Source organism: Pararhizobium sp. P1_E7 (genome assembly GCF_056405855.1).
Map to the genome: position 1 here is coordinate 353,299 of NZ_JBFUBH010000002.1, position 12,651 is coordinate 365,949.

Genomic DNA, 12,651 nt, shown 5'->3' on the forward strand with positions numbered 1-12,651 from the left:
ATTTTGCGCCATGATCGGCAAGCTCAAGGGAACGATCGACGAGATCGGTGACGACCATGTCGTCGTGGATGTGCACGGCGTCGGCTACGTCGCTCATTGCTCCTCACGGACATTGTCGAAGATCGGCTCGCCCGGCGAGGCTGTCGTGCTGTTTATCGAGACCTATGTGCGCGAGGATCAGTTGCGGTTGTTCGGTTTCCTCTCCGTGCTGGAGCGGGAATGGTTCCGGCTGCTGCAGAGCGTGCAGGGCGTCGGCTCCAAGGTGGCCCTGGCGGTTCTCTCCGTGCTGACGCCGGGCGAATTGGCCAATGCCATTGCGCTTCAGGACAAGACGGCCGTTTCGCGGGCGCCGGGCGTGGGGCCAAAGGTTGCTGTGCGCATCGTTACCGAACTCAAGAACAAGGCGCCGGCTTTTGCCGGCGAGGCAGGCGCGAATATCGGATTGAAGCAGGAGCTTGGTGAAGGCGTTGCCTCCGCACCGGTTTCCGACGCGGTCTCGGCGCTGAGCAATCTCGGCTATTCGCGCGACCAGGCGGCCAATGCGGTGGCCGCGGCGCTGAAGAATGGCGGCGAGGGGCTGGACAGCGCCAAGCTGATCCGGCTGGGACTGAAGGAACTGGCGCGGTGATCGGGAGGAATTTTGAAAGTTCCGCCAAACCTGATATTGTCAGCCAAATCTGTTTTTTTCCGAAGGATCCGTCGATGCAGTGGGAAATGACGATTTCTGCCAAGGGGCAAGTGACCATCCCGAAAGAGATGCGCGAACTGCTTGATCTGCGGCCGGGGGATCAATTGATCTACAGCATTATCGATGGGCACGTTATCATCACGCCGAAGAATGTCGATTTCAACGATCTGGCCGGTCTTTTGGGCAAGGCTCCAAATGGTCCAGCCACCTTGGAGGAAATTGGCCAGACGGTACTGAAGGCTGCGGGTGCGAATGTGACGGATGTAAAGGACGATGCGGCGACGGGCGTTGCGGCATGAAGACCTTTGGTCTCGACACGAATATCGTTCTGCGGCTCATCGTTGATGATGATCCTGATCAGCGTCGTGCCGCTTTGACCTTTGGCGCTGGCCTCGGCCGGGAACACAACGCTTTCCTGTCGTTGACCAGTCTGCTTGAGCTGGACTGGGCGCTGCGATCACAATACGGCTTTCAGAAAACCGATGTGGCCACGGCGATTGGCAAGCTTTTGCACACGCGCGGATTGACTGTAGAACAGCACAGCACGGTCATTCAGGCTCTCAGGTTGGTGGAGATCCACAATGCGGATTTTGCCGATACTTTGATCGCCTGCCGCTTGCTGGACGAAGGCTGTGTCTCCATCAAGACATTCGACAAAAAGGCCGCCCGCACAATACCCGGAATGGAACTTCTCGCATGACCGATGCCGCACGTTTGATCACGCCTGAAAAGCGCGGTGAGGACCTCGATACAACGCTGCGGCCGCAGACGCTGGACGAGTTTACCGGGCAGGCGGAAGCGCGTGCCAATCTGAAAGTGTTCATCGAGGCGGCAAAGAACCGCGGCGAGGCGCTGGATCATGTGCTGTTCGTCGGCCCGCCCGGTCTCGGCAAGACGACGCTGGCGCAGATCATGGCCAAGGAGCTGGGCGTCAATTTCCGTTCGACGTCCGGCCCGGTGATCGCCAAGGCGGGGGATCTCGCGGCGCTTTTGACCAATCTGGAAGACCGGGACGTGCTGTTCATCGACGAAATCCACCGGCTCAATCCGGCGGTCGAGGAAATCCTCTATCCGGCGATGGAGGATTTTCAGCTCGACCTGATCATCGGCGAGGGGCCTGCGGCACGTTCGGTAAAGATCGATCTGTCGAAATTCACGCTGGTCGCGGCCACCACCCGGCTCGGACTTTTGACGACACCGCTGCGCGACCGCTTCGGCATTCCGGTGCGCCTGAGCTTCTACACTGTCGAGGAACTGGAACTGATCGTCCGGCGCGGCGCCCGCCTGATGGGACTTGGCATCACCGATGACGGGGCGCGTGAGATCGCCCGCCGGGCGCGCGGCACGCCGCGTATCGCCGGACGGCTATTGCGCCGGGTGCGCGATTTTGCCGAAGTCGCCAGGGCCGAAGCCGTCACCAAGCAGATCGCCGACGAGGCGCTGACCCGGCTGCTGGTCGACAATATGGGGCTTGATCAGCTCGACAAGCGCTACCTCACCATGATCGCGCTCAATTTCGGCGGCGGTCCGGTCGGCATCGAAACCATTGCTGCGGGGCTTTCCGAACCCCGCGATGCGATCGAAGACATCATCGAGCCCTACATGATTCAGCAGGGTTTCATCCAGCGGACACCGCGCGGGCGTATTTTGACCGCAAATGCATGGAAACACCTTGGACTGCAGGTGCCAAAAGATCTGGAAGCCACCCAGTTCCGCCTGTTCCAAGAGGATGATTGATTGATTTCCCGGCGCGGCTTTTTAAGGACGGTTGGAAGCCTGATGCTGACCGGCATAGCGACTGGCGCTTATGCCGTCGGTATCGAGCCGGTCCGGCAGCCGCGCGTCCAGCGCTACTCCCTGGTCCCGGACAAGTGGCCGGCCGGATTGAAGCTGAAGCTTGTTGTCCTCGCCGACATTCACGCCTGCACTCCCTGGATGTCGCCCAAGCGGATCGGCGAGATCTGCAGGCAGGCCAATGCGCTGGGCGGTGACATGGTCCTGCTTTTAGGGGACTTTCTGTCCGGCATGCGGATAAGGACAGGGCATGTGCCACCGGAAGAGTGGGCGCGCGAGCTTGCCGCCCTGTCGGCGCCGCTCGGCGTTCACGCCGTCATGGGCAACCATGACTGGTTCGACGATCCCGGTGCGATGCTGGCCGGGAAAGGACCGACGCTCGTTCACCAGGCCCTGTCATCCGTCCATATTCCTGTCTATGACAATCGCGCCAGCCGCTTCGAAAAGGATGGCGAGGGCTTTTGGCTGGCAGGTCTGGCTGATCAGATAGGCCCCTGGGCGGGCCTCGACGACCTGCCTGCCACCATGGCACAGGTCGCCGATGATGCGCCCGTCATCCTGATGGCGCATGAACCGGACGTGTTTCCGCAAGTGCCTGACCGGGTGTCGCTGACGCTTTCGGGACATACGCATGGCGGACAGATCCGCCTGTTTGGCTATTACCCTTATGTTCCTTCACGGTACCACAGCCGTTTCGTCTATGGTCATATCGTCGAGAATGATCGCAACCTGATTGTTTCAGGCGGTCTTGGCTGCTCGGTCCTGCCCATTCGTTTGGGTTCACCGCCGGAAATCGTCGTCATTGATCTTGGATAGTCTCTGTCGCAGGGACTATCAGGCCAGGTTTTCAACGGTCTGCCGCAGCCGTTCCGCGCCGCCCGGCTTCCAGCCCAGCGCCTCGATCTTGGAGGTGCCCATCGGGTTGCAGGCTGCCATATCGCCGGCGGCGGGCAGGGGGTGGGGACAGTGCGTGACCTGCCGCAGGATCGACAGGATTTCCCGGTTGCCGGTCAAACTATCCGAAACGTTGAAAGTCTCGCCATTGACCCTGGCGGCGTCTGATTCAAGCATCAGCCGTACCGCCCGGGCGACATCGTCACCATGCACTTCAGTGCCGGCCCGGGGCGCGATGGGCTTGCCCGCCAGATAGTCTTCGAAAAGCCCGGCCCATTTGTGCCGTCGGCCGGGTCCCGCTGGCCCATAGATGCCGGTTGCCCGCAGGCTTGCGGTGACGAAGCCATGACCGCACAGCGAGAGCAGGCTGTGCTCCGCCTGCAGCTTGACCTCGCCATAAAGCGTGTCTGGCTTACCGGGCATGTCCTCCTTCAGCACGGTGCCTGATGGCTGTGGGCCATAGGCGGCGCGGCTGGAGAGGAAAACGCAACGGCGCACACCGGCATCGCGGGCGGTTTCGAAAAGCCGCACGGTGCCGTCCAGATTGGTCCGCTGAAACCCCTTGGGATCATCGCCCTCGCCGCCGCGATATTTGCCGGGCACGTGGTCGAAGGCGGCATGGACAAAATAATAGACGCGATCGAAGGCCTCGATCTGGTCCGCTTCCGGATCGAGCCGCAGCGGCACGAAAGCAACATCCTTCGAAAAGAAGCCGGGTTTGGGCGCGGTACGGCCGCCGACGGTGACCTTGTAACCGTTGGCCAGCAGGTGCTCGACGATGAAGCGGCCGGCATAGCCTGTGCCGCCGGAAACGAGAACGCTTGTCATGAGCTTCCTGATTTCAGTCCGGATTTGGCAGGCTCGGATTGGACAGATCGGCAATGTCCGGAATATCCTCGCCACTGAAGAAAGCATGCCAGAGATTGATCAGCGGGCGCAGCTTTTCTACTTTCGGATGGTCCTTTTCCCACGGTTTTTCGTATTGATAGTGCAGGATGCCGATTGACGGCCAATCCCAGAGCGCCGGCAGGTTGAACCAGACATATTGCAGCATGTTCATCGTGACAGGGAGGCCATGCCATTCCGGGAAGAAATTCTGCAGAAAAGTCTGGTCGGTTCGCGGCCAGAAGGCATCGGGTGTATCCAGGTGCGCCAGCATGGCTTTGAACGTCTGAAGCGACGGCGTGGCGACAAAGACCCCGGAGTTCAGCCGATGGAAATCGGCAAGGCTCTGATAGACGTTGGGGGCTCCGGAAAACTCGGGATAGTCGAAGTAGCGGTCGATATTTTTCAGCACCAGCGCGTCGGCGTCGATGAAGACGCAGCGTTCGTATTCGGTCAATTGCCAAAGCCGAAGCTTGCAGAAATTGTCGAGCGGTGAATGAAAATCCGGTTTGCGGCCCTTGGTGAAGGGGGCTGCATTGTGAACGTTCTTGCGGGCGTGGCGTTCATTGAACCCGTCCGACAGCGGCAGCAGGCCGGTTGCAACCAGCCGGCAGCCAAATTCGTCAAGCGGTGCAAGAGCGTGCTCGTCGACGCCACCGGTGTGGAGAACGACGATATCGGCCGTGGTCCCGGTCATCCTGATCGAGCGGGCCAGAGCCGTTGCGCCCATCGCGTAATCGGCGTTCGTCACCAGCGTCACGAATGCGTGCCGCGATCCGGCAGGGCCGGAGGGCGCGACACTTTCTGAAGCACAATCGGGATGCGTCATGAAACCGATTTCAGCCTTCTTCCTTCCGGATCGTGGTTGATCTTGGCAGCAATATCCCTGGTCCAGGCCGAAACGGCCGGCACGCGGCTGCGGTCGACGCGATAGGCATATTTCTTGCCGACATCGACGATTTCCGCAAGCAGGCCGTCCTGCAGCGTCGTCGGGTTGAGGCCAAGTTCACGGAATTTTTCGTTACGCACGACCAGGTCGTTTTCCGCTGCTTCCTTGCGCGGATTGGGCAGCCAGGCGATGTCGGAACCGGTGAGGCCGGCAATCATCTCGGCAAGGTCGCGAATCCTGTGCGTCTCGGTCATCTGGTTGAAGATCTCGACGCGGGCACCGCGCCGTGGCGGGTTTTTCAGTGCCAGCTCGATGCAGCGCACCGAATCCTGGATGTGAATGAAGGCGCGGGTCTGGCCGCCGGTGCCGTGTACGGTCAGCGGATAGCCGATGGCCGCCTGGATGAGAAAGCGGTTGAGCACCGTTCCATAGTCGCCGTCATAGTCGAAACGGTTGATTAGCTGCTCGTGGCGGCGGGTCTGCTCGGTGTGGGTGCCCCAGACGATGCCCTGGTGCAGATCGGTGATCCGCATGCCGTCGTTCTTGGCGTAGAACTGGAACAGGAGCTGATCGAGGCACTTGGTCATGTGATAGATCGAGCCGGGATTGGCCGGGTAGAGAATATCCTGCTTCGCCGTCTCGCCGCTTTCGGTCTCGATGCCGACAGGCAGATAGCCTTCCGGAATAGCGGCGCCGACCGTCGAATAGCCGTAGACCCCCATCGTGCCGAGATGAACGAGGTGCGCATCGAGGCCGATTTCGACCAGAGCGTTCAAGAGGTTATGGGTGGCGTTCACATTGTTGTTGACGGTGTAGTTCTTATGCCGGTCGCTCTTCATCGAATAGGGCGCTGCGCGCTGCTCGGCGAAATGGATGACGGCGTCCGGACGATTGTCAGCGAGCCAGTTTTTTAAGAGTTCGTAGTCTCGGGCGAGGTCGATCAGGTGGAAGTGGATGCGGCGGCCGGTTTCGGCATGCCAGATGCGGGTCCGTTCCTGAATGGAGTCCATCGGCGTCAGCGATTGCACACCGAGCTCCGTATCGATCCAGCGGCGCGACAGATTGTCGAGAATGTGGATATCGTGTCCTGAATCGGACAGATGCAAGGCTGTCGGCCAGCCGACAAAGCCGTCACCGCCAAGGACTGCAATCTTCATGCGCCAATCTCCTGTGGGATGGGAAGTCATGCGCTGGTGATAGGAGAACATTGTGACAAGCCTGCAATGCTTGCAAAACCCGTTTGGTTCCTGCACAGGAAAAAGAATAATTTTGCGAGGGCGCGTATGACTTTGATTTCGCTGGCTGGTGAGCTGACGGATAGCGGACACCGGCTCGTTCAACGGGTCTATTACGAGGACACGGACTTTTCCGGCGTCGTCTATCATGCCCGTTACCTGCATTTCATGGAGCGGGGCCGCACCGACTATCTGCGGCTGCTTGGGGTCGAGCAGGCGACGCTGGCAATCGAGGGCGATACGGAAGGCCTGGTTTTCGTCGTTCATCGCATGGAGATCGATTTCAGGCAGCCGGCGCGCATGGACGATATCCTGACCATCACCACGGCAACGGAAAAGGCCGGTGGCGCCAAGATGGTGCTGAACCAGGAAATCCGCCGTGAGGGCACGCTGTTGATTGCTGCCAAGGTGATCATCGCCGTCATCAACGGGCAGGGGCGGCCGCGGCGCTTGCCGGAGACGCTGGGCAAGAAGTTTCTCGGGCAGGGCTGATACCAAGTCTCTATCATCGAGACTTGGTATGAGTCTTAGCCCTTAGCCTCGACGGCTTTCAACATCGCCTTAGTCAGGCTCTGTTTCCAGTCCTTCGCCTCGGCCCAGGGATCGATGCCGCTTTCCAGACGCTCGATGATGTCGGGAATGTGGAACCCATTGGCGGCGTCGAGATCGCCAAGTTCGTCCCAGCTGACGGGCGTGGCGACCGGTCCGCCGGCGCGGGCGCGTACCGAATAGGGCGCAACGGCGGTGGAGCCGCGCTCGTTGCGCAGCCAGTCGATGAAGATGCGGCCCTTGCGCTTGGCCTTGGACATGGTGGCAATGTAATTTTCGGGATCGTTATCGGCGATTTTTGCCGAAAGACCCTTGGCGAAGGCCTTGGCGTCCTCCCACGGCGCGCGCCGCGACAATGGGACGATCACATGGATGCCCTTGCCGCCGGAGACCATGGCTACGGATTTGAGGCCCAGCGTCTTGAGCGCGTCGCGAAGCGAGACGGCGGCCTGTTTGACCGTCTCAAAGGTGACGCTCGGGTCCGGATCGAGATCGAAGACGAGCCGGTCGGCGGCGTCGAGCCTGTCGATGGTCGAGCCCCAGATATGAATCTCGATCGTGCCCATCTGCACGGCTGCAACCAGGCCCTTCGCATCATCGATGTAAAGATAGTTGGCGATATCGCCGTCGGATTCCTTGATCGGCACCTGATGGATTTCATCCGGAAAACCGTCGCCGGCGTGTTTCTGGTAGAAGCATTGATGATCCGGCCCCTGCGGGCAGCGCAGGATCGAGGCGGGGTGCTTGGCAGCAAAGGGCAGCATGCGATCGGCAACGACCCCGTAGTAGAGGGCAAGATCGATCTTGGTAATGCCGGGATTGGAAAAGAGCAGGCGGCCGGCATGGGTGATGCGGATGCCAAGCACCTCACCGTCGGCATCCTTTTCCTTGCGGGAGCGGCCTTTCTTGTCCGCAGCCGGCTCGGATTCTGCGGCGGGCGCCGGTGCTTTCTGGGTCTCGAGTGTCACGGCGGTAGCCTCCTTGTCCTCGCGCAGGCCCTGAAAGGCCCCATGGCGGATATGACCATCATCGGTAAACTCGGCGAAATCGATTTCCGCCACAAGTTCCGGCGTCAGCCAGACCACATCGCGGGCAATGTCGTTCGGAACGGCAGTGAACGGTGACGTCTTGCGTTTCAGCTTGGAAAACCGGCCGGCGAGGTCAGCCATCGTGTCTTCATCAAACCCGGTGCCGGCGCGACCCTGATAGATAAATCTGCCGCCGTCATAGGCGCCGAGCAGCAGGGAGGCGAAAGCGCGGCCGCGCTTGCCGGATGGCGAATAGCCGCCGATGACGAATTCCTGCCTCTTGGTGCATTTGATCTTCAGCCAACTGCCGGCGCGGCCTTCGCGATAGGGCGCATTGGCCTTTTTGGCGATGATGCCTTCCTGCCCGGCCTTGCACATCGCCTGGAATACCTTTTCGCCATTGCCGCGGACATGCTCGCTGTATTGAACCGCGCGGCTTGGGCCCAGCGTTTCCAGCAGGGTTTTCAATGCCTGCTTGCGTTCAATCAACGGTTCCTTGCGCAAATCCCTGCCGTCAAGGTGCAGCAGATCGAAGGCGTAAAACCGGGTTTCAGCGCCGGTCTTGATCGCCTTCTGCAGGGCGGAGAATGTCGAGCCTTTTTCTGAAGCCGCCACGGCTTCTCCGTCGATCAGTGCGCTGTCGCAATCCAGCTCGTCAAAGCCGTGGGCGATGTCGGGGAACTTTTTCGTCCAGTCGAGCCCCGTGCGGGTGTAGCAGGTAACGCCCTCCTTGCCGATGGCGATCATCAGCCGGTAGCCGTCGAACTTGGCTTCGTTCAGCCAGTGGTCACCGGAGGGTGCATCGGCGGTGAGGGTGGCGAGTTGCGGTTCGCGGAATGCAGGCGACTTGCCTTTCCGCGCTGGTCGCGCCTGTTGCACCGGCTTTTCCTTGGCAATGGCCCCTGCCTTGACATTGGCGGCAGCACTTTTCCTGGATTCCCAGATATGGGCCTTCATTTCCCCCTGTCCGGCGGCAATCTCCCGCATCGAGCGGCCGGTTTTCACGCTGGTCAGGTTTTCCGTCAAAAGGCTTTCGCCGTCGTCGCTTGTCTCGCCGTCATGCTCCTTGATCAGCAGCCAGTTCTCGCGCTTTTCGCCGTTGCGCGGCTTCATCCGCACCAGCGTCCAGCGGCCTTGCATGCGCTGACCGTGAATATGGAATTTCAGCTTGCCTTCCTTCAGGCCCTGGTCGGGGTCGTTATCCGGCTCCCACCAGCCGGTGTCCCACAGCATGACGGTGCCGCCGCCATATTGCTTCTTGGGGATCGTGCCTTCGAAGTCGCCATAAGCAAGCGGATGGTCCTCGGTGCGCACGGCAAGACGTTTGTCTTCCGGGTTGATGCTCGGGCCGCGCGTTATCGCCCAGCTCTTCAAGACGCCCTTCCATTCCAGCCGGAAATCGTAGTGCAGCCGCGTCGCGTCATGTTTCTGCACCAGGAAGAGCTTTCCCGCCTTGGACCGCTTTGCCGCGCCCTTCGGCTCCGCCGTCTTCGTGAAGTCGCGCTTGCGGTTGTATTCGGAAAGGGGGGCTTGATGCTCGGCCATGGCGGTGCCTCAGGCGGTTTTTTTCTTCGGGGTGGCTTTCTTCGGGTCCAATTCCCTCGACGTCCTTGTCATCGTGAACGGGCTTGCCGGCGGGGTCGTGGATTTGGCGAAACGCAAAGCGCGCGCCGGTCTTGCTGGCGCTGAACACTTCGATGGGTATGGAAACGAGGGAGAGGCGCAACTGCCCTTTCCACAATGCACGCGATAGCATGTCTCCACCTCTTCCATATGCCGAGTTTTAGTGCGGAATATTCGTTGCGGTCGTGTCGCGGGCAAGCAGGCGCTCCAGCGCCGCCACGTCCTCGCTGGTAATGACCGGGACGGGATCGGACACAATGGCCTGTAGGACGTCCGGCGAGATGGCGCCGTTTTCGATTGCGCATTCCAGCGCTTCGCGGGTTTCGCGCTCAGCCCTCAGCTGCGCGTAAAGCGCAAGGATAAGGCGGTCGCGATGATCGAAATGCGGCCCGGAGGGACGTTTGGACGGTTTCTTCGGCGAGATGGTGCTCATGGCCGCCTAACGCGGCGCGAAGCGGATTGTTCCAGCGAGCAAGTCGTTGGGAAGACTTCATTGCAGTGCAGTATAGTAACACTCCCTTAACCATAATGATGTCTTAATGCCCATATTAGGGTTTTGTGCAGTGCACGTCATCCTTTCACCAAGATTGAACGCAAGAAGGCAGACAGGAAGCTTAAAGACCGGCATGAGGCCGGTTATCGGCAGCTGCCGGGTCAATCTTGCAACAATGACGTTTGAGCACCCTGGCTGTGAGCATGAGACTGCTCTTGCCGGGCGTTTGGATTCGGGGATTTGAGACTATGGAACAGGTTGGATTGGCTGCGGCGACGACAGACGTAACGCTGTGGTCGCTATTCATGGAGGCGGGCTTCGTGGTGAAGCTCGTCATGCTGGGACTGATTGGCGCTTCGGTCTGGACCTGGGCGATCGTCGTCGACAAGACGCTCAAATTCGGCAAGGTGCGCCGCCAGCTGGACGCCTTCGAACAGGTGTTCTGGTCCGGCCAGTCGCTGGAAGAGCTTTACCGGACGCTGTCCGACCGGGCGACATCCGGCATGGGCGCGATCTTCGTCTCCGCCATGCGCGAATGGAAGAAATCCTTCGAGCGCGGCGCCCGCTCGCCGATCGGCCTGCAGATGCGTATCGACCGGGCGATGGATGTCACCCTGTCGCGCGAAGCCGAAACGCTGGAAGCGCGGCTCGGGTCGCTGGCAACCATCGGTTCGGCCGGCCCGTTCGTCGGCCTGTTCGGTACGGTCGTCGGTATCATGACCTCGTTCCAGGCGATCGCCGGATCGAAATCGACCAACCTTGCCGTTGTCGCCCCCGGTATTGCCGAGGCGCTTCTCGCCACCGCGATCGGCCTTCTCGCCGCTATTCCGGCGGTTATCGCCTACAACAAATTCTCCGCCGATGCCGGCAAGTTGACGGCCCGCATGGAAGGTTTTGCCGACGAATTCTCGGCCATTCTTTCGCGCCAGATCGATGAGAAGCTGCAGCCGCGCCAAGCTGCACAGTGATGGCCGCGCAGTAACAGTCTGAGCGGCTCGAAGACGGAGATAGACCATGGGTATGTCAGCAGCAGGTGGATCGAAGGGTGGCGGTAGGCGCCGTGGCGGCCGCGGTGGCCGTGGCGGCAAGGCCGTCATGAGTGAAATCAACGTCACGCCGTTCGTCGACGTCATGCTGGTTCTCCTGATCATCTTCATGGTTGCCGCCCCGATGATGACCGTCGGCGTGCCGATCGACCTGCCGGAAACGCAGGCCAAGGCGCTGAATGCCGAAACGCAGCCGATCACCATTTCCGTCAAGAGCGACGGTCAGGTCTTCCTGCAGGAAACACCGATCCCGGTCGAAGAGGTCGCAGCCAAGCTCGAGGCCATCGCCACGACGGGCTACAGCGAGCGCATCTTCGTGCGCGGTGACGCGACATCGCCTTACGGCGTGATTGCCGATGTCATGTCGCGCATCCAGGAAGCCGGCTTCAAGAATATCGGTCTCGTAACCCAGCCGAAGAAGGGCCAGTAGAGCGCGTCCGATGAAGAGCAGTCTCATCACCTCCGCTGTGCTGCATGGCCTGGTTCTCACCTGGGCGCTGGTGTCGCTTGGCAGCCCCAAATCGTTCGAGGTCTCCAGCATGGAGTCCATTCCGGTCGATATGGTGTCTGTCGAAGAGCTGACCCAATTGCAGCAGGGGGACGAAAAGGCTCCGAAGTCGGAAAAGCCGTCGCCCGTTCCGACAAAAAAGCCGGCCGAAATCAACGACGGTGAAAATATCGGCGACAACAGTGTCGACCTGAAAACACCGCCGAAGCCGGAATCCAAGCCGATCGAGAAGGAATCGACCGGTGCGATAAAGTCTGAAGAAAAGCCTCTGCCAACGCCTGAACCGGTGAAGGAAGACACGCCCGAGGTGACCGAGGAAAAGCCGGCATCCGAGCCTGCGACGGAGGTCGCTGCGCTGCCGGAGCCGAAGCAGGAGGTTCAGCCCGACCCGAAGCCTGCGGAAACCCCTGCCGAGGAGAAGCCTGCGGAGAACCCGGATGCCGAAGCCTTGCCGGACAAGGTCCCGACACCGGTGGTAAAGCCCAAGGTGGAACAGCAGGCGCAGACGGCCAAAACGCCGGATCGCAAGAACGAAGAAAACAAGACGGAAAAGAAGAAGACATCGACAGCCATGAAGTCGGATTTCGACGCCGATCAGGTGGCAGCTCTTCTCAACAAGCAGGATTCGTCGGGCGGCGGCAAGAAACGGTCCACCGAGACGGCTTCGCTCGGAGCGAAGAAAACGACGGGTAACACTCTGTCTGCCAGCGAAATGGATGCGTTGCGGGGCCGAATCGAGAACAACTGGTCCGTTGTTGCCGGCATCTCCGGTGCTGAAGGGCTGACGATCACGGTTACGATGCAGCTCGACAAGAATGGCGAGATCATCGGGCGGCCAGAAGTGGTTGCGTCCGGTGGGACGGATTCCGCGCGGCGAACCTTCGAGGGCAGCGTGCGGCGGGCCATCATGAAATCTGCACCGTTCGATAATCTGCCCGCAGACAAATACGATTCCTGGAGCGAAGTGGTCGTCAACTTCGATCCGAGCTCCATGCTTTAGAACATCACACGAATGAATG

Annotated in this window: 14 protein-coding genes; 9 read left to right on the forward strand and 5 right to left on the reverse strand. The window is 60.3% G+C overall.

Annotation, left to right across the window (positions count from 1 at the left end; genetic code table 11):
• Positions 1-10 precede the first annotated feature (10 nt).
• From ruvA to AC1D17_RS04225, 5 genes are read left to right on the forward strand one after another with little or no spacing between them, the layout of a single operon-like run.
• The gene (gene ruvA / locus AC1D17_RS04205; protein WP_477564156.1) at positions 11-628 is read left to right on the forward strand and encodes a Holliday junction branch migration protein RuvA; all 618 of its coding nucleotides are present in this window, start codon (positions 11-13) and stop codon (positions 626-628) included.
• Positions 625-987 (forward strand): AbrB/MazE/SpoVT family DNA-binding domain-containing protein, encoded by a 363-nt coding sequence (locus AC1D17_RS04210; protein ID WP_477564157.1) that lies wholly within the window; start codon positions 625-627, stop codon positions 985-987. The genes ruvA and AC1D17_RS04210 overlap by 4 nt, the downstream gene beginning before the upstream one ends.
• Positions 984-1,388, forward strand: a complete 405-nt coding sequence (locus tag AC1D17_RS04215; protein ID WP_477564158.1) for a PIN domain-containing protein — start codon at positions 984-986, stop codon at positions 1,386-1,388. Before AC1D17_RS04210 ends, AC1D17_RS04215 begins: the two co-directional genes overlap by 4 nt.
• Positions 1,385-2,425 (forward strand): Holliday junction branch migration DNA helicase RuvB, encoded by a 1,041-nt coding sequence (gene ruvB / locus AC1D17_RS04220; protein ID WP_477564159.1) that lies wholly within the window; start codon positions 1,385-1,387, stop codon positions 2,423-2,425. The genes AC1D17_RS04215 and ruvB overlap by 4 nt, the downstream gene beginning before the upstream one ends.
• Positions 2,426-3,298 carry a metallophosphoesterase gene (locus AC1D17_RS04225; RefSeq protein WP_477564160.1) on the forward strand — a complete coding sequence of 291 codons (873 nt, stop codon included), beginning with the start codon at positions 2,426-2,428 and terminating at the stop codon, positions 3,296-3,298. It begins immediately after the preceding gene.
• 18 nt (positions 3,299-3,316) lie between these two features.
• Here the strand turns inward: AC1D17_RS04225 and AC1D17_RS04230 are convergent, their stop codons facing one another.
• From AC1D17_RS04230 to AC1D17_RS04240, 3 genes are read right to left on the reverse strand one after another with little or no spacing between them, the layout of a single operon-like run.
• Positions 3,317-4,204 carry an NAD-dependent epimerase/dehydratase family protein gene (locus AC1D17_RS04230; protein WP_477564161.1) on the reverse strand — a complete coding sequence of 296 codons (888 nt, stop codon included), beginning with the start codon at positions 4,202-4,204 and terminating at the stop codon, positions 3,317-3,319.
• A gap of 13 nt (positions 4,205-4,217) precedes the next feature.
• The gene (locus tag AC1D17_RS04235) at positions 4,218-5,090 is read right to left on the reverse strand and encodes a glycosyltransferase (RefSeq protein ID WP_477564162.1); all 873 of its coding nucleotides are present in this window, start codon (positions 5,088-5,090) and stop codon (positions 4,218-4,220) included.
• A complete protein-coding gene (locus AC1D17_RS04240) occupies positions 5,087-6,307 on the reverse strand; it encodes an NAD-dependent epimerase/dehydratase family protein (protein WP_477564163.1) in 1,221 nt (406 codons plus the stop codon). Before AC1D17_RS04240 ends, AC1D17_RS04235 begins: the two co-directional genes overlap by 4 nt.
• A gap of 126 nt (positions 6,308-6,433) precedes the next feature.
• On the opposite strand from AC1D17_RS04240, the gene ybgC reads away from it, so the two are divergent.
• On the forward strand, positions 6,434-6,877 hold the full coding sequence (gene ybgC / locus AC1D17_RS04245) for a tol-pal system-associated acyl-CoA thioesterase (protein ID WP_477564164.1): 444 nt from the start codon (positions 6,434-6,436) through the stop codon (positions 6,875-6,877).
• 35 nt (positions 6,878-6,912) lie between these two features.
• Here ybgC and ligD read toward each other — a convergent pair whose 3' ends face one another.
• The gene (ligD, locus tag AC1D17_RS04250) at positions 6,913-9,507 is read right to left on the reverse strand and encodes a DNA ligase D (protein WP_477564165.1); all 2,595 of its coding nucleotides are present in this window, start codon (positions 9,505-9,507) and stop codon (positions 6,913-6,915) included.
• A 238-nt stretch (positions 9,508-9,745) separates the two neighbouring features.
• Positions 9,746-10,018: a hypothetical protein gene (locus tag AC1D17_RS04255; RefSeq protein WP_477564166.1), complete on the reverse strand. Its 273-nt coding sequence runs from the start codon at positions 10,016-10,018 to the stop codon at positions 9,746-9,748.
• A gap of 308 nt (positions 10,019-10,326) precedes the next feature.
• On the opposite strand from AC1D17_RS04255, the gene tolQ reads away from it, so the two are divergent.
• Genes tolQ through AC1D17_RS04270 form a run of 3 tightly spaced genes read left to right on the forward strand, consistent with a single transcriptional unit; the run spans position 10,327 to position 12,632 of the window.
• A complete protein-coding gene (gene tolQ / locus AC1D17_RS04260) occupies positions 10,327-11,046 on the forward strand; it encodes a protein TolQ (RefSeq protein WP_264220267.1) in 720 nt (239 codons plus the stop codon).
• 46 nt (positions 11,047-11,092) lie between these two features.
• Complete coding sequence (tolR, locus tag AC1D17_RS04265) at positions 11,093-11,554, forward strand: protein TolR (protein ID WP_477564167.1); 462 nt, start codon at positions 11,093-11,095, stop codon at positions 11,552-11,554.
• Positions 11,555-11,564: 10 nt separating this feature from the next.
• Positions 11,565-12,632 (forward strand): cell envelope integrity TolA family protein, encoded by a 1,068-nt coding sequence (locus AC1D17_RS04270; RefSeq protein WP_477564168.1) that lies wholly within the window; start codon positions 11,565-11,567, stop codon positions 12,630-12,632.
• Positions 12,633-12,651: the final 19 nt, after the last annotated feature.

Bases quoted from the DNA above. Each gene is read 5' to 3' on its own strand.
- tolQ (WP_264220267.1), top strand. From the start codon at position 10,327: ATGGAACAGGTTGGATTGGCTGCGGCGACGACAGACGTAACGCTGTGG.
- AC1D17_RS04255 (WP_477564166.1), bottom strand. From the start codon at position 10,018: ATGAGCACCATCTCGCCGAAGAAACCGTCCAAACGTCCCTCCGGGCCG.
- AC1D17_RS04270 (WP_477564168.1), top strand. From the start codon at position 11,565: ATGAAGAGCAGTCTCATCACCTCCGCTGTGCTGCATGGCCTGGTTCTC.
- AC1D17_RS04235 (WP_477564162.1), bottom strand. From the start codon at position 5,090: ATGACGCATCCCGATTGTGCTTCAGAAAGTGTCGCGCCCTCCGGCCCT.
- tolR (WP_477564167.1), top strand. From the start codon at position 11,093: ATGGGTATGTCAGCAGCAGGTGGATCGAAGGGTGGCGGTAGGCGCCGT.
- AC1D17_RS04230 (WP_477564161.1), bottom strand. From the start codon at position 4,204: ATGACAAGCGTTCTCGTTTCCGGCGGCACAGGCTATGCCGGCCGCTTC.
- ruvA (WP_477564156.1), top strand. From the start codon at position 11: ATGATCGGCAAGCTCAAGGGAACGATCGACGAGATCGGTGACGACCAT.
- ruvB (WP_477564159.1), top strand. From the start codon at position 1,385: ATGACCGATGCCGCACGTTTGATCACGCCTGAAAAGCGCGGTGAGGAC.
- ligD (WP_477564165.1), bottom strand. From the start codon at position 9,507: ATGGCCGAGCATCAAGCCCCCCTTTCCGAATACAACCGCAAGCGCGAC.
- ybgC (WP_477564164.1), top strand. From the start codon at position 6,434: ATGACTTTGATTTCGCTGGCTGGTGAGCTGACGGATAGCGGACACCGG.
- AC1D17_RS04215 (WP_477564158.1), top strand. From the start codon at position 984: ATGAAGACCTTTGGTCTCGACACGAATATCGTTCTGCGGCTCATCGTT.
- AC1D17_RS04240 (WP_477564163.1), bottom strand. From the start codon at position 6,307: ATGAAGATTGCAGTCCTTGGCGGTGACGGCTTTGTCGGCTGGCCGACA.